This window comes from Aeromicrobium chenweiae, assembly GCF_003065605.1.
Classification (GTDB): Bacteria; Actinomycetota; Actinomycetes; order Propionibacteriales; family Nocardioidaceae; genus Aeromicrobium; species Aeromicrobium chenweiae.
Map to the genome: position 1 here is coordinate 117,039 of NZ_CP026952.1, position 19,538 is coordinate 136,576.

The 19,538-nt window shown below is 70.9% G+C and carries 16 protein-coding genes; 4 read left to right on the forward strand and 12 right to left on the reverse strand.

What is annotated here, in order from left to right:
* Window positions 1-189 precede the first annotated feature (189 nt).
* The 11 genes from C3E78_RS00575 to C3E78_RS00625 form a co-directional block, all read right to left on the reverse strand.
* On the reverse strand, window positions 190-2,988 hold the full coding sequence (locus C3E78_RS00575; RefSeq protein WP_235833806.1) for an FAD-binding and (Fe-S)-binding domain-containing protein: 2,799 nt from the start codon (window positions 2,986-2,988) through the stop codon (window positions 190-192).
* A gap of 39 nt (window positions 2,989-3,027) precedes the next feature.
* Complete coding sequence (locus C3E78_RS00580; protein WP_108576493.1) at window positions 3,028-3,990, reverse strand: sugar kinase; 963 nt, start codon at window positions 3,988-3,990, stop codon at window positions 3,028-3,030.
* Entirely contained in the window at window positions 3,987-4,649 is a 663-nt protein-coding gene (locus C3E78_RS00585; RefSeq protein ID WP_199906888.1) for a bifunctional 4-hydroxy-2-oxoglutarate aldolase/2-dehydro-3-deoxy-phosphogluconate aldolase, read from the reverse strand. The genes C3E78_RS00580 and C3E78_RS00585 overlap by 4 nt, the downstream gene beginning before the upstream one ends.
* Window positions 4,646-5,026: a RidA family protein gene (locus tag C3E78_RS00590; protein WP_108576494.1), complete on the reverse strand. Its 381-nt coding sequence runs from the start codon at window positions 5,024-5,026 to the stop codon at window positions 4,646-4,648. Before C3E78_RS00590 ends, C3E78_RS00585 begins: the two co-directional genes overlap by 4 nt.
* A gap of 45 nt (window positions 5,027-5,071) precedes the next feature.
* Window positions 5,072-6,112 carry a serine hydrolase domain-containing protein gene (locus C3E78_RS00595; RefSeq protein ID WP_108576495.1) on the reverse strand — a complete coding sequence of 347 codons (1,041 nt, stop codon included), beginning with the start codon at window positions 6,110-6,112 and terminating at the stop codon, window positions 5,072-5,074.
* Between the two features lie 2 nt (window positions 6,113-6,114).
* Window positions 6,115-7,185 (reverse strand): ABC transporter ATP-binding protein, encoded by a 1,071-nt coding sequence (locus C3E78_RS00600; protein ID WP_199907062.1) that lies wholly within the window; start codon window positions 7,183-7,185, stop codon window positions 6,115-6,117.
* A complete protein-coding gene (locus C3E78_RS00605; protein WP_108576496.1) occupies window positions 7,182-8,228 on the reverse strand; it encodes an ABC transporter ATP-binding protein in 1,047 nt (348 codons plus the stop codon). The genes C3E78_RS00600 and C3E78_RS00605 overlap by 4 nt, the downstream gene beginning before the upstream one ends.
* 67 nt (window positions 8,229-8,295) lie before the next feature.
* A complete protein-coding gene (locus C3E78_RS00610) occupies window positions 8,296-9,546 on the reverse strand; it encodes a threonine synthase (protein WP_108576497.1) in 1,251 nt (416 codons plus the stop codon).
* A complete protein-coding gene (locus tag C3E78_RS00615; RefSeq protein WP_108576498.1) occupies window positions 9,543-10,478 on the reverse strand; it encodes an ABC transporter permease in 936 nt (311 codons plus the stop codon). Before C3E78_RS00615 ends, C3E78_RS00610 begins: the two co-directional genes overlap by 4 nt.
* Entirely contained in the window at window positions 10,478-11,449 is a 972-nt protein-coding gene (locus C3E78_RS00620) for an ABC transporter permease (protein WP_108576499.1), read from the reverse strand. The genes C3E78_RS00615 and C3E78_RS00620 overlap by 1 nt, the downstream gene beginning before the upstream one ends.
* Before the next feature lie 9 nt (window positions 11,450-11,458).
* Window positions 11,459-13,009, reverse strand: coding sequence for an ABC transporter substrate-binding protein (locus C3E78_RS00625; RefSeq protein ID WP_108576500.1), 1,551 nt, complete (start codon window positions 13,007-13,009; stop codon window positions 11,459-11,461).
* Between the two features lie 131 nt (window positions 13,010-13,140).
* On the opposite strand from C3E78_RS00625, the gene C3E78_RS00630 reads away from it, so the two are divergent.
* The 3 genes from C3E78_RS00630 (at window position 13,141) to C3E78_RS00640 (ending at window position 15,896) form a co-directional block, all read left to right on the forward strand.
* Window positions 13,141-13,899 carry an IclR family transcriptional regulator gene (locus tag C3E78_RS00630; RefSeq protein ID WP_159085758.1) on the forward strand — a complete coding sequence of 253 codons (759 nt, stop codon included), beginning with the start codon at window positions 13,141-13,143 and terminating at the stop codon, window positions 13,897-13,899.
* On the forward strand, window positions 13,899-15,032 hold the full coding sequence (locus C3E78_RS18080) for an amidohydrolase family protein (RefSeq protein WP_159085759.1): 1,134 nt from the start codon (window positions 13,899-13,901) through the stop codon (window positions 15,030-15,032). Before C3E78_RS00630 ends, C3E78_RS18080 begins: the two co-directional genes overlap by 1 nt.
* 270 nt (window positions 15,033-15,302) lie before the next feature.
* Entirely contained in the window at window positions 15,303-15,896 is a 594-nt protein-coding gene (locus C3E78_RS00640; RefSeq protein ID WP_108576502.1) for a hypothetical protein, read from the forward strand.
* Between the two features lie 326 nt (window positions 15,897-16,222).
* On the opposite strand, the gene C3E78_RS00645 is transcribed toward C3E78_RS00640, so the two are convergent.
* On the reverse strand, window positions 16,223-16,507 hold the full coding sequence (locus tag C3E78_RS00645) for a GIY-YIG nuclease family protein (protein ID WP_108576503.1): 285 nt from the start codon (window positions 16,505-16,507) through the stop codon (window positions 16,223-16,225).
* A 149-nt stretch (window positions 16,508-16,656) separates the two neighbouring features.
* Here C3E78_RS00645 and ppc point away from each other — a divergent pair, with 149 nt between their 5' ends.
* Window positions 16,657-19,482 (forward strand): phosphoenolpyruvate carboxylase, encoded by a 2,826-nt coding sequence (gene ppc / locus C3E78_RS00650; protein ID WP_199906890.1) that lies wholly within the window; start codon window positions 16,657-16,659, stop codon window positions 19,480-19,482.
* The last annotated feature ends 56 nt before the right edge of the window (window positions 19,483-19,538 follow it).

Consider the following 19,538-nt stretch of genomic DNA (forward strand, 5'->3'; position numbering starts at 1 on the left):
GTCGGCTTGGGTTCGCCTCGCTGCGCTCACGGTCGCTTCGCTCCCTGGCGAACGTGAGGGAGGTGTTCGCCAAGGAGGCCGCTTGCGGCCGACTGTGAGCGGAGCGAGGCGGACGTCAACTGGTTGGCTCGGGTTCGCCTCGCTTCGCTGCGCTCACGGTCGCTTCGCTCCCTGGCGAACGTGGGGCTGCTAGCGGGTGGCTTGTTCTAGGAGCTCGAGGATGTGGCGGTACTCGTGGCCGGTGGCGCGGCTGAGGCCGATCTCGCAGGTGCGGTTCGTCGAGGCGTAGGCGGCGAACTGCCGGCCGTTGACCTCGGTGGCCTCCGGCGCCGTGGCCGACGCCGTGAGCTCGGGGTGGAGCAGCCCGCGGTCGCCCGCGAAGGCGCAGCAGCCCCAGTCGTCCGGGACGAACGCATCGGACGAGATCGCGGCCGCGACGGCCACCAGGTCGCCGTCCATGCCGAGCTGCCTGGACGAGCACGTCGGGTGCAACGCGATCGACGCCACGGGCGCGGTGACCGACACCCGGTTGAGGACGTGCTCGCGCACGAAGCTGACCGCGTCGACGAAGCGCAACGACGCGAAGTCACCCTCGGCGGCGAGCCGGCGCATCGTGTCGAGCCCCTCGGTGCAGCTGGACGCGTCGCACACGACGGGCAGACGTCCGCCCTGCGTCGCCCGCCAGAGCGTCGGCAGCACGTCGCCGCTCATCTGCTCGAACCCATCGGAGAAGCCCTTGGACTTCCACGGCGTCCCGCAGCACAGGGAGCCGATGCCGTCCGGGACGACGACACCCACCCCAGCCCGCTCGCACAGGGCGAGGAACGCGGCCGAGACCCCGTCCCCGTCGCCGGCTGGGCCGAACATGCTGTTGATGCATGCGGGGAAGTAGACGGCGACCGGGTCCGCGGTCTGCAACGGCACCCGCTTGGCGCCGCCGCGTGGCAGTCCCGCGTCGTACAGCGGGACGGTGTCGGTGCCCAGCACCGCGCGGCCCGCCTTGGTGGCGCCGGTCGCCAATGGCGCAGGCACCGCGTCGGCCATCGTCAGCGCCGCGCCCCCGAGGCGGGACACGCCGTCCCAGTGCTTGGCGGCGCTCTTCCAGGCGGCCTGCCCGATCGCGCCGGCGTTCTCCTGACGGAGCCGGCGCACGAGGTCACCGGTGTTGATCGCCACCGGGCACGCGGTCTGGCACATGCCGTCGACCGCGCACGTCTCGACGCCGTCGTACTCGTAGTCGTTGCGCAGCTCGGCCAGCAGGTCGAGGTCGCCGGACTGCTCCGCGGCCCGCATCTCGCGGCGCACGACGATGCGCTGCCGCGGCGTCATGGTCAGGTCCTTCGACGGGCACACCGGCTCGCAGTAGCCGCACTCGACACAACGGTCGACCTCGGACTCGACCGTCGGCACCATCTTCAGGTCCCGCAGGTACGCGTCCGGATCGTCCGACAGCACGACACCGGGGTTGAGCAGCCCGCGCGGATCGCACAGGCTCTTGACCTGGGTCATGACGTCGTACAGCTCGTCGCCGTACTGGCGGCGCACGAACGGGGCCATGATGCGCCCGGTGCCGTGCTCGGCCTTGAGCGAGCCGCCATGGGCCAGGACCAGCTCGACCATGTCCTCGGTGAACCGCCGGTACCGCTCCAGGCTGGCCGGGTTGTCGAAACGCTCGTTGAGCATGAAGTGGATGTTGCCGTCCTTGGCGTGCCCGAAGATGACGCTGTTCTCGTAGCCGTGCTCGTCGAAGAGGCCGATGAGCTCCTCGCAGGTCGCACCCAGCTCCGCCACGGGGACGACGACGTCCTCGAGCAGCGCAGTCGTCCCGGGCGAGCGGGCCTCGGCGACGGCTGTGTAGAGGCCCTTGCGGATGTGCCAGAGCCGCGCCCGGCTCGCCGGGTCGCGCGTGAGCTCGACGGGGGCGACCAGCGGCAGGGTGTCCAGGACGCGGGCGCTGCGGGCGGTCAGCTCGTCCAGCCCCTTCGCATCGGCCGCCTGCAGCTCGATGAGCAGCGCAGCGTGCGCCTGCACGGTGAGCCCGGTCAGCTCGGCGGGCGCGTCCGGCAGCTGCTGGGCGACGCGCAGCGACGTCGCGTCCATGAGCTCGATCGTGGCCAGTCCGGCGTCGACGAGCGCGGGCAGCGCAGCGGTCGCGTCGGCCAGGTCCGCGAAGATCGCCAGGCCCGTCGCGGCGGCGGGCATCAGCTCGACGGTATGGAAGGTGGCCTCGGCGACGAAGCCCAGCGTCCCCTCGCTGCCGACCATGAGGTGGGTGAGGATGTCGACCGGCCGGGTGAAGTCCACGAAGGCGTTGACGGAGTAGCCCATCGTGTTCTTCATCGCGAACAAGCGGCGGATGGTCCCCGTGGACGTCGCGTCGCCGCGCACCCGGTCGCGCAGCGCCGTCAGGCCGGCGTACAGCTCCGGCTCGTCGCGCGCGAGGCGCGTGTCGGCGTCCGGGTGCGCGGAGTCGACCAGGGTGCCGCTCGGCAGGACGTACACGAGCGACTCGAGCGTGCGGTACGTGTTCTGCTCGGTGCCGCAGGCCATCCCGCTGGAGTTGTTGGCGACCACGCCGCCGATCGTGCAGGCCGACTCGCTCGCGGGATCCGGGCCGAGCTTGCGTCCCAGTCGCGTCAGTCGCAGGTTGACCTGGCGAACCGTCGCGCCCGGCTGCACCGTCACGCGTCCGCCGCCGTCGAGCACGCTGATGGTGCGGAACGCGCGTCGGGTGTCGACCAGGAGACCGTCCGTCACCGCCTGGCCGCTCAGGCTCGTCCCGCCCGAGCGGAACGTCACCGGGATGTTCTGGGCGTGGCTCGCCCGGAACAGCTGCGCGATGTCGGCCGCCGACTCGGGCATCACGACGGCCCGCGGGTGCAGCAGGTAGTGCGACGCGTCGTGGGAGTAGGCCAACCGGTCGATCGCCCGGTCGGTCACCGGAACGTCCAGGCCGAGCTGGTCGATCAGGGTCTCAGTGGTGGTCACGGGACTGCTCCTCACGGGTGGTCGGCGGTGCGGTCATCGTCAGCGGTCCACGGACTCGTTCGAGGTGAGGCGAGCGAGCTCGGAGCGGCGGGGCAGGCCCTCCCAGTCGCCGGGGACCAGGCAGGCGTAGGCGCCGACCGTCACCGCGGTGGTCAGCCGGGTCGCGACGGGCTCGCCCAGCAGGTAGTCGGCGAGGTAGCCGGCGACGAACGCATCGCCCGCGCCCACCGTGTCGAGCGCCTGGATCGGGATCGCGGCCCGTTCGTGCTCCTGCCCGTCGACGACCGCGACGGCTCCCAGCGAGCCCAGCTTCACGACGGCCTCACCTGCTCCCATCTCGACCAGCCCGTGCGCCAAGGCGAGCGGGGTGCCGTCGGCACCCAGCGCGATCGCCGCCTCCTCGTCCCCGCCGAAGACGATGTCGGTGTCGGGGATGATTCGACGGTACGCCTCGGCGGCGTCCTCGGTCGTCCAGAGCTTGCCGCGGTAGTTCAGGTCGAACGAGATCGTCACGCCGGCGTCCTTCGCGACGGCGATCGCGTGGTCGGTGACCTCACGCATGTCGTCGGACAACGCCGGCGAGATGCCGGTCAGGTGCAGCACCGCCGCACCGCGGATCAGGTCGTCGTCGACGTCGGCGACGCTGAGGCGCGAACCGGCCAGGCCCGCCCGGTAGTACTCGATCCGGGTCTCCGCCTGGGTGCGCCGCTCCTTGAACATGAGGGCGGTCGGGGCGTCGGCGTCGCGGACGCCCACGGTCCGCACGCCCTCGGCGCGGATCTCGCGCAGGACGAGGTCGCCGAACGGGTCGTCGCCGACCTTGCCGATCCAGGTCGCGTCGACGCCCAGCCTGCTCAGTGCGATCGCCACGTTGCTCTCGGCGCCGCCGATGCCCAGGCACAGGCTGGCCCCGTTGATGATCGGACCGATCGTGCTCGTGCTGACCAGGGCCATGGTCTCGCCCAGGGTGACGACGCCACCCCGCGCCCGGCTCTCGCTCATCGGACCGCTCGTTCCGCCGTCGCGACGTCGACCACGCGACGGGCCCGGGTCGCCAGGTCGACGAGGGAGCCCCCGCTCAAGGCGTCGCCCACCAAGGGGCCGCCCAGGCTGACGGCCGCGGCGCCGGCGCGCAGCCAGGACGCGATGTCGTCCAGCGCGACGCCGCCCGAGGGGATGAACTGCAGGTCGGGGAACGGCCCGCGCAGGTGCTTGCCGTACTGCGGGCCGACGGTCTCTGCGGGGAAGATCTTGACCGCGGTCGCACCGGCCTCCCAGGCGGAGAGGACCTCGGTCGGGCTCAGCGCGCCGGGGTAGACCCGCACGCCGTTGCGCACCGCGAACTCGATGACGTCCGTGTCGACGACGGGCGCGACGAGATAGCTCGCCCCGGCGTCGACGGCCTGCCGGGCCTGCTCCACGGTCGTCACGGTGCCGACACCCAGCTCGGCGTCGTCCAGCCGCTTGACCAGCGTCGGCAGGTGCTCACTCGTGCCGGGCGTCGTCAGCGTCAGCTCGATGCTCCGCACGCCGTTCTCGACCAGCACGTCGACCACGCGGTCGTACGCAGTGGCCTCCTCGGCGCGCAGCACCGCGATGACGGGGGTCTCCTGCAGGACCGGGGAGACCGTCAGGCGTGCGGCCGATCCGGGGGCGATCACTGGTCGAGGGCCACGACGACATCGATCTCGACCAGGATGTCGGCCAGCGTCGAGCCGACGGTCGTGCGGACGGGGAACGGCTCGGTGAAGAACTCGGCGTAGGCGCGGTTGTACTCGTCGAAGTCCCGGTGGAGGTGCTCCAGGTGGACGGTCGACTTCACGACGTCGTCCATGTCGGCGCCGTGGGCCTGCAGCACCGCGCGGATGTTGCGCAGGACCTGCCGGGTCTGGTCACCGACGTTGTCCGCGATCTCCCCGGTCTGCGGGTCCTGCGGGCCGAACCCGGCCGTGTAGAGGAATCCGTTGGCGACGATTCCCTGGCTGTACGGGCCGACCGGCGCGGGGGCGTCGGCGATGGCGATCGACTTCTTGGTCATGACTGTCTCCTCGTGTTGCGATGGATGGTCGAGAGGGGCGCCGGGTCAGCTGTCGGCGAGGGCCAGGTTGTGCACCTGGCGGCGTACCCGGACGATCGCGTCGCCGGTGCGCGACGGATGCACCCGGTTGGTGAGCAGGACGACGTAGCGACCGGCGTCGGGGTCGACCCACAGGGACGTGCCGGTGAACCCGGTGTGGCCGTAGCCCCGCGGACCGATCAGGTCGCCCGCAGGGGAGAGGGTCGCGTCCTGGCCCTGCCAGCCGAGCGAGCGGCGCAGGTTGAGGTGGTCGGTCCGTGGCTCGATCATGGTCCGGTGGCCGGCCGGCGACAGCATGCGGCCGTCGCGTCCGCGTCCCTCGGCGCACAGCGTCCGGCCGAGCTGCTCCATGTCGGCGAGGGTCGAGAACAGCCCGGCGTGACCGGCCGGTGCGCCCAGCACCACGGCGTTCTCGTCGTGGACCTGGCCCTGGACGACGGTGCCGCGCCACGGGTCGTCCTCGGTCGCGACGGCGTGGCGCTGCTGCGCGTCCGGGACGCCGAACGCCGTGTCGGGCATGCCCGCCGGGGCGCTGACGCGTTCTGCGACGAGCCGGTCGAGCGGGAGACCGGATGCGGCCTCGGCCATGAGGCCCAGCACGATGAATCCCTGGGACGAGTAGACGACGGCGGTGTCCGGCGGTCCGAGCAGGGGCAGCTCGCGGATCGCCGTGAGCATCTCCTCGCGGGTGGGGCTGGACGCGTACAGCGGCACCTGGCCGGGGATCCCCGACGTGTGGCTCAGCAGCTGGCGCACGGTCAGGGTGGCCTTGTCGGTGCCGGCGTAGTCGGGCAGGTGGTCGGCGATGGTGTCGTCGAGCGTCAGGTGACCGGACTCGACCAGCGACATGACCGCGATCGCGACGATCGGCTTGGTCACCGAGGCGAGGTCCCACCGGCTGTGCTCCTCGACCGCCGGCCCGTCCCACGAGAGCGTGCCGACGAGTCCCCGGGCGGACGGACCCTCGGCGGTGCCGTGGGACCAGGCCGCCGCGGAGAAGACGCCGCGTTCGCGGGCCTCGGTCAGCGTGGAGTCGATGCGATGCATGCTCACACCGCCGACGGCTGTCGCCGGGCCTGCTCGGCGGCCAGCTCGGCGATGCTGTCGACCGGGAAGAAGCAGGCCGCCTCGTGGCCGGGCGCTCCCTGCTGCATCAGGGGCGGGCGCTCCTCCGCGCAGGCCTCACGCGCCAGCGGGCACCGCGTGCGGAAGCGGCAGCCCGACGGCGGGTTCGCCGGCGAGGGTGGGTCACCGGCCAGGACGACGCGGGTGCGTGCCGGGGTGTCCGTCGCGGCGGTGGCCGCGAGCGGGACCGCGGACAGCAGCGCCTGCGTGTAGGGGTGGCGAGGGTGGTGGAACAGCTCCTCGGTCTCGGCGATCTCCACGATCTGCCCCAGGTACATGACCGCGATGCGGTCGGCCACCTGGCGCATCACGGACAGGTCGTGCGAGACGAAGACGTAGCTGAGGCCGCGCTCGGTCTGCAGCGTGCGCAGCAGCTTGAGGATCTGCGCCTGCACGGACACGTCGAGCGCGCTGACGGGCTCGTCGCACACCACGAGCCGGGGCTCGAGCGCGAGTGCCCGGGCGATGCCGATGCGCTGACGCTGGCCGCCGGAGAACTCGTGCGGGTAGCGGTCCTGCACGGCCGGGTCGAGACCGACGGACTCCAGCAGCGAGCTGACCGTCTCGCGGGCGGCCGCACGTCCCTTCCTGCCCTTCGGCACCAGGTGGTGGGTGTGCAGCGGCTCGGCGACGATGTCGTGCACCCGCATGCGGGGGTTGAGGCTCGCGTACGGGTCCTGCAGGACGATCTGCATCTCGCGGCGGACCGCCAGCAGGTCGCGGCGGGACATGTCCGTCAGCTCCTTGCCGTCGAACGAGATGCTGCCGGCCGAGGCGTCCAGCAGCTGCATGATGACGCGGGTCAGCGTCGTCTTCCCGCAGCCGGACTCGCCCACGAGCCCGAGCACCTCGCCGGGAGCGACGTCGAGGGAGACGTCGTCGACGGCGAGGACCGGCGCTCCACCCGAGCGTCCAGGGAACTGCTTGCTCACGTGCTGGAGCGACAGCAGCGGCTGGACCGGCGACGGGGCGTCGAGGGCGAGTTCGGTGGTCACGATGAGACCCCTTCGGTTGCGTCGGCTTCGAGGGCGGCGGCCCGCGCGGCGAGCGTCTGCGCGCCGGTTGCCAGCTCGTCGGGCGAGAGGATGCAGGCCGCCTCGTGCCCGGGCGTCTTGGTCACCAGGCGCGGCACGGTCTCGGTGCACTCGGGCCGGGACAGGAAGCATCGCGGCTCGAACGGGCATCCCGGAGGCAGGTTCAGCAGGTCGGGCGGGGATCCCGGGATCGGGTCGAGCACGGCGCCCTTGGGACGATCGGCGCGCGGAGCCGACTGCATCAGCTGCATCGTGTACGGCATCCGGGGCGTGGCGAAGACCGCCTCGGCGGTGGCCTTCTCGACCGGGCGCCCCGCGTACATCACCAGGACGTCGTCCGCCTTCTCCGAGACCATCGCCAGGTCGTGGGTGATCAGCACGATGCCCATGTCGAAGCGGGTCTTCAGGTCGTCCAGGAGCTCCATGATCTGGGCCTGGACGGTCACGTCGAGGGCCGTGGTGGGCTCGTCGGCGATCAGCACCTTCGGCCGGGACGCCAGGGCCATCGCGATCATGACGCGCTGCCGCATGCCGCCGGAGAACTGGTGCGGATACTGCCCGGCGCGCTCCTCGGGGTTGGCGATGCCGACCTCGCGCAGCGCCTGCACGGCGCGTGCCTTGGCCTCGGCCCGGCCGAGCTTCTCGCGACGCACGACGCTCTCGACGATCTGCCGGCCGACCGTGCGGACCGGGTTGAGGCTCGTCATGGGGTCCTGGAAGATCATCGCGATCCCCTGGCCGCGGACCTGGCGCAGCTGGCGCTCGTTCATCGTCAGCAGGTCCTGGCCCTCGAACAGGATCTCGCCACCGGTGTAGAAGCACGGCGGCTCGGGGTTGAGCCGCAGCGTCGACAGCGCGGTCGCGGTCTTGCCGCTGCCGGACTCGCCGACGATCGCGAGGGTCTTGCCCTGCTCGACCGAGAACGTCGCGTCATTGACCGCCCGCACCACGCCGGTGTCCAGACGGAACTCGACGTTGAGGTTGCGCACCTCCAGCACCGCCATCACAGCTCACCGCCCGGGGTCGCGGAGTGGGTCGTCCGGGCCAGGACCATGCCGTCGGCTGCGCGTGTCATGAGTGTGCCGTCTCTCGTCGGATCGTGTCTTTCCATGCCTGGGCCGTCGCCGCGACGACGCCGGACGGCCGCGGTGCGACCGCCTGCAGTGCGCCGGGCTGCTTGAGGGCGGTGGCCGTGATGACCGAGACCACCGTGTCGTCCGGCTCCAGCCAGCCCTCCTCGCGTCCGCGCAGCAGCGCCGCGACGGAGACCGCGGCGGAGGGCTCGGCCGCGACGGCGCCCAGGCCGGCGAGCAGCATGCCCTCGGCGATCTCGTCCTCGGTGACGCCGACCGCGCGTCCGCCGGAGTCGCGGATCGCACGGAGCACGCGTCGCCCGTCGTGGATCATCGTGTCGCCGGCGATGCTCTGCGCCATCGTGGCGCCGGCGTCGCCGGTCGGGATCGTGTGGTCGCGGCCGTTGTCGAAGGCGTCCACGAGCGGTGCGCACACCGCGGCCTGCACGCCGACCATCCGGGGGACGCGGTCGATCAGGCCGAGCTCACGCAGCTCGTTGAAGCCCTTCCAGGCTCCCCAGATGCCGCCACCGGTGCCGACCGGGTGCACCATCACGTCGGGCACCTCCCAGTCGAGCTGCTCGCAGATCTCGTACGCGTAGACCTTCATGGCCTCGTGCCGGATCGGGTTCACGAAGTTGACGAACGAGTAGTAGCCCTCGCGGGCCAGCTCGTCGAGCGTCTCGAAGATCTGGGCGCTGGTGTCGTACTCCAGGCGCAGCACCTCGGCGCCGTACAGCGTGATCGCCGCGACCTTGGTCTCGTTCGCGGCGTCCTCGACGAACACGGTCGCGTCGATGCCTGCGCGCCGGCAGTAGGCCGCGAACGAGGCGCCCGCGTTGCCCGAGCTGTAGGTGAATCCGCTCGTCGCGCCCAGGTGCTGCGCGAAGCTGACGGCCAGGGCGAAGCCGCGGTCCTTGAAGCTGCCGGTGGGCATCAGCCCGTCGTTCTTGAGCAACAGGCGCTCGAGCCCGAGCCGGCGGCCGAGGTCGGGCGTCGCCAGGAGCGGGGTGTCGCCCTCGCCGAGGCTGACGGGCGTGGCGTCGTCGGGCAGTGGCAGCAGCTCGCGCCAGCGCCACATGCCCTCGCCGCGGCGCTCGCGGGCGCGCTGGGCCAGGCCCGCCGGTGCGGCCTGCAGGTCGTACTGCACCTCGAGCAGGCCGCCGCAGCGCGGGCACAGGTTGACCAGCGTGCTGAGGGAGACCTCGTGCGCGCAGTCGTCGCAGACCATCACCGTCGCGAGGCTCATCGGTAGGCCTTCGGGTCGGCGAAGTCGCGCAGCATGTCGCCCACGACGTTGATCGACAGGGTCGTGAGGGTGATCGCGAGGCCGCTGAACAGCGCCAGCCACCAGGCGTTCGTGATGTACAGCTGGCCCTCGGACAGCATGCCGCCCCACGTGGGGATGCTGGGCGGCACGCCGAAGCCGAGGTAGCTCAGCGAGGCCTCGGCGACGATCATCGCGGCGACCTGGAGGGTGCCGATCGTGGCCAGCGGCGCCATGACGTTGGGGCGCAGGTGCCGGTTCATGATCTGCAGGTCGCTGTCGCCGATGGCCCGCGCCGCCGTCACGAAGTCGCGGCTGCGCAGCGACAGCACCTCGGCGCGGATCACCCGGGCGTACGACATCCAGCCGCTGAGGCCGAGGACGACGATGACCACCCACAGGCTGGGGCCGAGGACCACCACGACGACCAGTGCCAGCAGGATCGTGGGGAACGCCAGCTGGATGTCGGCCAGGCGCATGAACAGCGCGTCGACCCAGCCGCGGTAGTAGCCGCAGACGATGCCGATGACGGTGCCGATGAGGCCCGACAGCACGGTGGCGGCGAGGCCGACCAGCAGCGAGACGCGCGTGCCGTAGAGCACCCGGCTCAGCACGTCCCGGCCGAGGTGGTCGGTGCCGAGCAGGTGGCCGTCGGAGCTGCCCGACAACCAGATCGGCGGCTTGAGCCGGTCGACCAGGTGCTGCGTGGACGGGTCGTACGGCGCGATGAGGGGAGCGAAGATGCCGATGAGCACGACGAGCGCCAGGATGATCGCCGCTGCCATCGCCACCTTGTTGCGGCGCAGCGCCCGCAGGACGGCGCGCCAGGTGCTCGGGGAGCCCTGGGACGCGGAGGCGGCCGGGGCCGGCGCGAGGTCGGGCACGGTGCTGGTCGGGGTGATGTCCGCAGTCATCAGCTGAGCCTCACTCGGGGATCAAGGAATGCGTAGGCGATGTCGACGAGCAGGTTGGTCAGCACGAAGATCACCGACAGGAACAGGACGATCGCCTGCATCAGCGGGAAGTCGCGGTTCGTGATCGCCTCCACCGTCAGCCGGCCGACGCCGGGCCAGGAGAAGACCTGCTCGGTGAGGATCGCGCCGCCCAGCAGGCTGCCGATCTCCAGGCCGATGATCGTGACGACCGGCAGGGCCGCGTTGCGCAGGCCGTGGTCGCGGATCACGAGCCAGCGCGAGAGGCCCTTGGACCGCGCCGTCCGGATGTAGTCCTCGCCCAGGACGTCGATCAGGGACGAGCGCAGCAGTCGCGCGATCATCGCCATCGAGTACAGCCCCAGCGTGATCGCCGGCAGGATCAGGTGGTCGAACCCGCCCATCCCGGCCGACGGCAGCACCTGCAGCTTCACCGCGAAGATCAGGATCAGCAGGATGCCCACGAAGAACGCGGGCGTGGACTGCCCGATCAGCACGGCAGCGACGACCGAGCTGTCGGTCGCGCTGCCGCGCTTGACGGCGGCGATGATGCCGGCCGGGATCGCCACGACGAGCGCGAAGACCAACGCGCCCACCGCGAGCTGGATCGTCGCCGGGAGCCGGTCGACGATGACCGAGAAGGCCGACTCGTGGAAGAACAGTGACTGTCCGAAGTCCAGGTGCAGGGCGTTCCACAGGAAGCTGACGTACTGGACGAAGAGCGGGCGGTCCAGCCCCAGCGTGGCCCGCAGACTGTCCTCCTGCTCCTGCGTCGCCTCCGGCGGCAGCATCGTCCGGACCGGGTCGCCGGTCAGTCGCACGATGAAGAACGTCACGGTCGCGACACAGAACAGCACGAGCACCGCCTGCGCCACCCTGCGCACCAGGAACCGCTGGAGCTCGCTGCCGCCCAGCCGGACGGCCCGCGCTCGAGGAACAGTCACATCAGCCATGGCCGACTGCTACTTCCGGCTCGCGCTTGACAGGGCGAAGATCCCGGTCACCGGCATCGTCCAGTCGATGTTGCTGCGCGTCGCATAGGTGTTGTTGATCGCGAACAGGTAGACGTACGGCGACTCCTCGACGAGCAGCTTCTGCAGGTCGGAGAAGGCCTTCTTCCGCTCGTCGCTGTCGACGGACGTCTCCTCGGTCGTCACCAGCTTGTCGGCGGTGTCGTTGCTCCAGCGGCTCGAGCGGCGGTCGGACTTCAGCACCGACTGGGTGAAGCTCGTGGCGTCCAGCGTCCACCCGGAGTTGGCGAACAGGTACATGCCGCCGTCCTTGCGGCCGTTCAGCGTGATGATCTCGGACTTCGCGGTGACCGGGTCGATGAGCCGCACCTTGGCCTTGACGCCCACCTCGGCCAGCTGGCCGGAGATCGCCTGGACGAGCGAGGAGTCGACCGACGATGCGCTGATGGTCGTGGAGAAGCCCTTGGGGTAGCCGGCGTCCGCGAGCAGCTGCTTGGCCTTGGCCGGGTCGTGCTCGAACGGCTTGACGGAGGGATCGAGCCCGAAGACACCCTCGGGGATCATCGTCGCGGTGCGCTTGGCGTCCCCGGCCATGACGGTCTTGATCAGCGTCGGTGCGTCGACGGCGTAGTTCAGGGCCGTGCGGACCTCCTTCTTGCTGAGCGGTCCGTCCGTGCGGGTGTCCATGTTCACCGTGTAGGTGCGGATGCCCGGCTTGCTCTGGACCTTGGTGTCGCCGCCGCTTCCCAGCTGGTTCATCGCGTCCTTGGTGACCCCGGTGATGATGTCGACCTCGCCGGACTGGAGCGCGGCGACCGCGGACGCAGGGGTCGGCATGACCTTGAAGACGACGTTCTTGATCTTGGGCTTCGAGCCCCAGTACGTCGGGTTGGCCTTGAGGACGATCTCGTTGTCACGCTTGCGGGACACGAACTCGTACGGGCCGCTGCCGACCGGGTGCTGGGCGAAGCCGTCGGCACCCTTCTCCTCGATGTACTTCGGCGGGACGATGACGCCACCGAACAGCGACACCTTCGCCGGGATGACCGGGTCGGGCGTCTTCATCTGGAAGTCGACGGTGGTGGCGTCGACGGCCTTGGCCTGCTTGACGTTGACCAGCTCGACGATGGGCGACTTCGTCGCCGGGTCGAGGAGGCGGTTGATGCTGTACGCGACCGCGTTGGCGTCCAGCGCCTCGCCGTTCTGGAACTTCACGCCGGTGCGGATCGTGAAGCGCCAGGTCAGGGGATCGACCTGCTCCCACTTCGTGGCCAGGCCGGGGGAGAGCTTGTTGTCGGCGTCGCGCACCGTCAACGTGTCGAAGATGTTGTCGGCGACGCTCATCGAGGTGAGGTCGCCCTGCAGCTGCGGATCGAGGGACACGACGTCCGACGCGATCGAGATGCGCAGCGGGTCATCGCTGCTGCTGCCTCCCCCGGAGGACGAGCCGGAGCACGCGGCCAGGGAGGTCGCCATCACGAGCGCGGCTGCGGCGCTGGTGAGTCGGGCGATGCGACGGGGCTTTCCATGCAAGGGATTCATGTGCGGCTACTTTCGTAAGGCGTCTGGGAAGGTGTCCCGACCATCTCGCACCGTTCCACCATGCGGAACGGCCCTTTTCTATGATGGAATGCTGCCACAGCGTTATTGACGATGTCTACAGAAGGTGCGCAATGAACTCGATCGAGAAAGCTCTGGCGGTGCTGAGGGCGCTCACCGCGCCCAACGGCCCCCACCAGCTCGCCGACCTCGCGGAACGCTCCGGTCTGACGCGGCCCAGCGTCCACCGGATCCTGCAGGTTCTCGTGCAGGGCAACTACGCACAGGCGCGGGGAAACGGTCTCTACGCGCCGGGATACGCCATGAGCGCGCTGGTCACCAGCGGCGACACGAGCGACGACGTGGCCCGCATCGCGTCGCCGACCCTCGTCCGGCTGCAGCACGAGACCGAGCAGACCGTGCACTTCGCCGTGCGCGCCGGTGACGCCGCGGTCTACCTGGCCAAGGTCGAGGGCGACAAGCCGTACCAGATGGCGTCCCGGGTGGGCATGCAGATCCCGCTGCACTGCACGTCGATCGGCAAGGCGATCATCGCTGAGTTCTCGCCCGCCGAGGTGGACGAGCTGCTCGAGCGGACGTCGCAGACCGAGCAGACCGGACGCGTGCTCCCGGACCGGGACGCGTTGCGGCGGGACCTCGACGGCGTCCTCGAGCGCGGCTTCTCGATCGACGACGAGGAGAACGAGCGCGGCGTCCGGTGCGTCGGTGCGGCCGTGCGTGACTCGACCGGCTCGGTGATCGGCGGCATCAGCATCTCCGGCCTGGCGTTCCTGCTCGACCTCGACCGGTTGAACGAGCTGGGCGGGCTCGTGCGCACCGCCGCGGCCGAGATCTCCGAACGACTGGCGCAGCGCGACGCGGGGGCGGCGTGATGCCCGGGCCGGCGCTGGACCCGGGCACGCAGACCCCGGTCGCGGTGATCGACCCGCAGGGATCGGGCACGACGGTCGCGACGCTGCAGGTGTCCGCCGCAGGGCAGGCCGAGCTGGTCGACGAGCGTCCTCAGCAGCCGGGCGAGACGACCCCCGAGCTCTTCATCAGTCCCGGCTGGGTGGATCTGCACGCCCACGTGTACGACGGCACGACGCAGATCAGTGTGCACCCCGACCGGGTCGGGCTCGACCATGGCGTGCACACGGTGGCGGACGCGGGCAGTGCCGGCCAGGCGACGCTGCGCGGGCTGATCGACTACGTCATCCCCAGCGCGAGGACCCAGATCAAGGCCTGGCTCAACATCGGCTCGCACGGCCTGGTGCACCTGCGCGAGGTCGCCGACTCCACGTTCATCGACGTCCCCGCGACCGTTGCCGCGGTGGCGTCGGCGCCCGACGTCGTGCGCGGCATCAAGGTGCGCTCGAGCGGGCTCATCGTGGGCAACATGGGGCTGCAGCCGTTGCAGCTGGGCAAGCTCGCGGCGCGCGAGTGCGGCATCCCTCTGATGGTGCACATCGGGGAGGCGCCTCCGCTGATCGACGACGTGCTCGACCTGCTCGACGAAGGCGACGTCGTGACCCACTGCTTCCACGGCAAGACCGGCTTCCCGTGGGCCCCCGACGGTCAGCCGTCCGCTGCGATGCGGCGCGCCATCGACCGTGGCGTCAAGCTCGACGTCGGTCACGGCGCGGCCAGCTTCGACATCACGGTGGCCGGATCCGCTGTCGCCGCCGGCGTGACGCCGAGCTCGATCAGCACCGACATCCACGTCCGCAACATCAACGGACCGGTGTTCGACCTGGCGACCGTCATGACCAAGATGCTGACCTGTGGGATGAGCCTCGCTGCGGTCGTCCGGGCCGTCACGGAGGCACCGCGGGAGACGCTGCGACTGGTGGAGCCGTGGCGGGGTGACGGCGGCCGGCTGCACCACGCGACGCTGTTCACCCTCGGCGACGAGGCCCCGGAGGGACGCCGCTACGTCGACGCCGGCGGCAAGCCCATCACCCCGACCCAGCACCTGGTCGCCCAGGCCACCGTCACCGCCGGCACCCCCCGCCCCTGCCCCTGACCGTCCCCAAGGTTCGCCAAGGAGGCCGCCTGCGGCCGACTGTGAGCGAAGCGAGGCGAACCACAGCTGGTCGGCTCGGGTTCGCCTCGCTGCGCTCCCGGTCGAACGAACTCAACCCGTTCGCCAAGGAGGCCGCCTGCGGCCGACTGTGAGCGAAGCGAGGCGAACCACAGCTGGTCGGCTCGGGTTCGCCTCGCTGCGCTCACGGTCGCTGCGCTCCCGGGCGAACGATCACGCCCGTTCGCCCGTCTCGTCGGCAATACTGACGCGATGGAGCCGCAGGACGCGGGAAGCCTTCCGCCGTACGGAGACGGTGCGGTCGTCACCTACCCGACGGCGGCCGGACGATCGTGGTGGCATCCCCGCAAGCGCGACGTCCTGGGTGTCCTCGCCCTGGCCTGCGGCGCGCTCGCCGTGCAGAACGGTCAGGCGAGCGGTCCCGACCAAGCGGTCTTCGTCGCCGGGCTCCCCGGGTTCGCGCCGTGGGTGGGCTTGGCGGTGGCAGCCATCCTGCTCGGAGGCACGTGGATCATCGGTCGCGCCTGGCTCAACGCCGACCGCGGGAACCTGACGCTGCTGGCGTTGCGGACTTTGCTGACAGCCGCAGTGCTGGCCGCGTGGCTCGGCCTCGGCTATGTCGGACTGATCGCGCTCGCGTGGTCGGGCGACGTCACGTACGAGAAGTTCACGCCACCGGGCAGCGAGGATGAGTACGTCGTCCAGTGGCACACCGGACATGGCTCGAGGTGGAACTCGGTCTGGCGCGGAGGCCCGTGGGTGTACACACGAGTGGAGCCTGGCGACGCCCGGCCCGCCGCTTGCGCCAGTCCGTTCGCCAAGGAGGCCGCTTGCGGCCGACTGTGAGCGAAGCGAGGCGAACGTCAGCTGGTCGGCTTGGGTTCGCCTCGCTTCGCTCACGGTCGCTTCGCTCCCTGGCGAACGAAGGGTTCGCCAAGGAGGCCGCTTGCGGCCGACTGTGAGCGAAGCGAGGCGAACGTCAGCTCGTCGGCTCGGGTTCGCCTCGCTGCGCTCACGGTCGCTTCGCTCCCTGGCGAACGTGAGGGACGCGTTCGCCAAGGAGGCCGCTTGCGGCCGACTGTGAGCGAAGCGAGGCGAATGTCAGCTGGTGGGCTCTGGTTCGCCTCGCTGCGCTCACGGTCGCTTGGCTCCCTGGCGAACGAATAGTCACCTCAGCCGCCGAACAACCGGGAGTCGTCCTCGACTCTCACGCCCGGCCCGTCCCTGATCAGCATGCGCTTCTTGCCGTGCGTCCAGCCCTGGATCTTCTTCTCGCGCCAGAACGCCATCGCGATCTGCTCGTGCTCCTCGTAGTAGACGAGCTTCACGGGTAGCCGTCGTTTCGTGTACTCGGCGCCCTCGCCAGAACGGTGCTGGGCGAGGCGATGAGGGAGGTCGTACGTGCTGCCGGTGTAGTAGGTCTTGTCCGCGCAGAGCAGGAGGTACGTGTAGGGCATGCGGCATCGTCCGCCCGGCTGGGGGCGTGGGGCAACGGGGTTTCCACAGGTGCGGAGGGGTTCGCCTCGCTTCGCTCACGGTCGGCCGCAAGCGGCCTCCCTGGCGAACGAGGTGGTCGGGTTGCCGATTCATTCGGCAGACTGGTGCCGTGACTTCCACGAGCCGCTTGACCACCGAGGAGATCCTCGAGTCCGACCGTCGCCAGCCCGACCCGGCGCTGTTCGGCGGAGGGGTCTCGTCCGACGCCGAGCACGCCGCCCTGCGTGCGTCCGTCCGGCAGCTGACGACCCTGCTGGGCGAGGCGCTGACCAGGCACGAAGGTGCCGAGCTGCTGGCCCTGGTCGAGAAGGTGCGACGGCTCGCCCGCCAGCCCGACGACGCCGAGCTGCGCGACGTCCTCGACGAGATCGACCCGCGCACCGCGGTGGTGCTGGCGCGGGCCTTCACCGCGTACTTCCAGCTCGTCAACACCACCGAGCAGCTGCACCGCTGGCAGGAGCTGACCGCGGACGCCGAGGGACCGCTCTCGGCGACGATCGGCCGCATCGGCGACGCGCTCGAGGACGGTCGGGTGTCGCGGGAGACGCTGACCGAGGTGCTGGGACGCCTCGAGTACCGCCCGGTCTTCACCGCGCACCCCACCGAGGCCAGCCGGCGCAGCGTCCTGCGGCTGCTGCGCAAGATCGCCCAGACGATCCGCGCGATGGAGGACCCCCGGCGTGCGCCCGCGCAGGCGCAGGCCGACGACCGCCGCCTCGCCGAGCTGGTGGACCTGCTGTGGCAGACCGACGAGCTGCGCGTCGTGCGTCCCGAACCGAAGGACGAGGCGCGCACGTCGGTGTACTACCTGCGCTCGATCGCGTCCGAGGTCGTCCCCGACCTGCTCGCCGAGCTCGACCGCCAGCTCGACCGTCTCGACGTCGCCCTGCCGCCGACCGCGCGACCGCTGCGCTTCGGCACCTGGGCCGGCGGTGACCGCGACGGCAACCCGAACGTCACCCCTGCGGTGACGCTGGACGTCCTGCACCTGCAGCACACCTCGGGGCTGGCCGAGCTGGTCGGCATGGTCGACGAGATCCTCACCGAGATGACCGCGTCCACGCGCATCGTCACCGCGTCCGACGAGCTGTGCCGCAGCCTCGAGGCGGACGCGGAGGCGCTGCCGATCACGTGGGAGTCGATCCGTCGCCTGAACGCCGACGAGCCGTACCGGCTCAAGCTGAGCTTCGTCCGGGTACGCCTGCTGCGTGCCCGCGACCGCCTGCTCAACGGCACCCTGCACGAGCCCGGCCGCGACTACCTGACGTTCGACGAGCTCGTGTCCGACCTGCAGCTGGTGCGCGACTCGATGCTCGCCGCGGGCGACGAGCTGACCGGGAACGGCGCGATCCTGCGCCTCATCCGCACCGCCGTCGCGTTCGGGGCGGGGCTGGCGACGATGGACGTCCGCGAGCACAGCGACAAGCACCACGCGGCCCTGGCCGAGCTGTACGAGCGGATCGGCGAGGTCGACTACGCGTCGCTCGAGCGTCCCGAACGCATCGAGGTGCTCTCGCGGGAGATGGCGTCCGCCCGCCCGCTGACCGGTCTCGCCGGCGGCGGGTCCGGGCCGGCCGCGACCGCGTCCCTGGACCTGCTGGGCGTCATCGGCGACGCCCTGGACACGTACGGCCCGGAGGTCATCGAGACGTACATCGTGTCGATGACGCACGACGTCGACGACCTGTTCGCGGTCGTGGTCCTGGCCCGGGAGGTCGGGCTGGTCGACCTGGTCGGCGAGGAGGTCACCGCGCGGATCGGCTTCGCCCCGCTGTTCGAGACCGTCGCCGAGCTGGAGGCCGCGGGCCCCCTGCTCGAGGCGCTGCTGAGCGACCCGACGTACCGGCGCATCGTCACGGCGCGCGGCGACGTCCAGGAGATCATGCTCGGCTACTCGGACTCGTCCAAGGACGCCGGCATCGCTGCCTCGCAGTGGCAGGTCCACCGCGCGCAGCGGGCCCTGCGGGACATCGCCCGCGCCCACGGCGTCACGCTGCGGCTCTTCCACGGCCGCGGCGGGTCCACGGGACGCGGCGGCGGGCCGACCGCCGAGGCGATCATGTCGCAGCCGTACGGCAGCCTGGACGGACCGATCAAGATCACCGAGCAGGGCGAGGTCATCTCCGACAAGTACTCCCTGCCCGGACTCGGCCGGCAGAACCTCGAGGCGGCGCTCGCCGCGGTGCTCGAGGCGTCCGTGCTGCACCGCACCTCGCTGCTGCCGGCGGACGTCCTGGACGGCTGGAACGGCACGATGGACCTCGTCGCCGAGCAGGGCAAGCAGGCGTACCGGGCGCTCGTGCGCGACGAGGCCCTCGTCCCGTTCTTCGTCTCGGCGACGCCGGTCGACGAGCTCGGCAAGATGAACATCGGCTCCCGTCCGGCCAAGCGCCCGGGCGGCGCGGGCGGCCTGGACGACCTGCGGGCGATCCCGTGGGTGTTCGGGTGGACGCAGTCGCGGATCATCCTGCCCGGCTGGTTCGGCGTCGGCTCGGGACTCGAGGCGGCGTTCGAGGACGGCCGCGGCGAGAAGCTGCAGGAGATGTACGGCTCGTGGGCGTTCTTCCGCACGTTCATGTCCAACGTGCAGATGACGCTGAGCAAGACCGATCTCGACATCGCCGCCGAGTACGTCAACGCCCTGGTGCCCGAGGGGGAGCGGGAGATCTTCGATGTCATCCGCCGCGAGCACGAGCGCACGGTCGAGCAGGTGCTGCGGGTGACCGGCGAGTCGTCGCTGCTCGGGTCGGCCCCGGTGCTGCAACGGACGCTCGAGCTGCGCGACTTCTACCTCGCCCCCCTGCACGCGCTGCAGGTGTCCCTGCTGCGCTCGGTGCGCGCCGTCCCCGAGGGCGAGGAACCGGACGACGACCTGCAGCGCGCCCTGCTGCTGACGATCAACGGCATCTCCGCGGGCCTGCGCAACACCGGATAGAAGCCGGCTCCTCTGGACGGGTGGCCGGTCGGTAGGTTGCGGTTGCCCGGCCACCC

Excerpts from the sequence above, each read along its gene's own strand:
- C3E78_RS00580 (WP_108576493.1), bottom strand. The coding sequence starts at position 3,990 with ATGAGCGAGAGCCGGGCGCGGGGTGGCGTCGTCACCCTGGGCGAGACC.
- C3E78_RS00590 (WP_108576494.1), bottom strand. The coding sequence starts at position 5,026 with ATGACCAAGAAGTCGATCGCCATCGCCGACGCCCCCGCGCCGGTCGGC.
- C3E78_RS00595 (WP_108576495.1), bottom strand. The coding sequence starts at position 6,112 with ATGCATCGCATCGACTCCACGCTGACCGAGGCCCGCGAACGCGGCGTC.
- C3E78_RS00605 (WP_108576496.1), bottom strand. The coding sequence starts at position 8,228 with ATGGCGGTGCTGGAGGTGCGCAACCTCAACGTCGAGTTCCGTCTGGAC.
- C3E78_RS00610 (WP_108576497.1), bottom strand. The coding sequence starts at position 9,546 with ATGAGCCTCGCGACGGTGATGGTCTGCGACGACTGCGCGCACGAGGTC.
- C3E78_RS00615 (WP_108576498.1), bottom strand. The coding sequence starts at position 10,478 with ATGACTGCGGACATCACCCCGACCAGCACCGTGCCCGACCTCGCGCCG.
- C3E78_RS00620 (WP_108576499.1), bottom strand. The coding sequence starts at position 11,449 with ATGGCTGATGTGACTGTTCCTCGAGCGCGGGCCGTCCGGCTGGGCGGC.
- C3E78_RS00625 (WP_108576500.1), bottom strand. The coding sequence starts at position 13,009 with ATGAATCCCTTGCATGGAAAGCCCCGTCGCATCGCCCGACTCACCAGC.
- C3E78_RS00630 (WP_159085758.1), top strand. The coding sequence starts at position 13,141 with ATGAACTCGATCGAGAAAGCTCTGGCGGTGCTGAGGGCGCTCACCGCG.
- C3E78_RS18080 (WP_159085759.1), top strand. The coding sequence starts at position 13,899 with ATGCCCGGGCCGGCGCTGGACCCGGGCACGCAGACCCCGGTCGCGGTG.
- C3E78_RS00640 (WP_108576502.1), top strand. The coding sequence starts at position 15,303 with ATGGAGCCGCAGGACGCGGGAAGCCTTCCGCCGTACGGAGACGGTGCG.
- C3E78_RS00645 (WP_108576503.1), bottom strand. The coding sequence starts at position 16,507 with ATGCCCTACACGTACCTCCTGCTCTGCGCGGACAAGACCTACTACACC.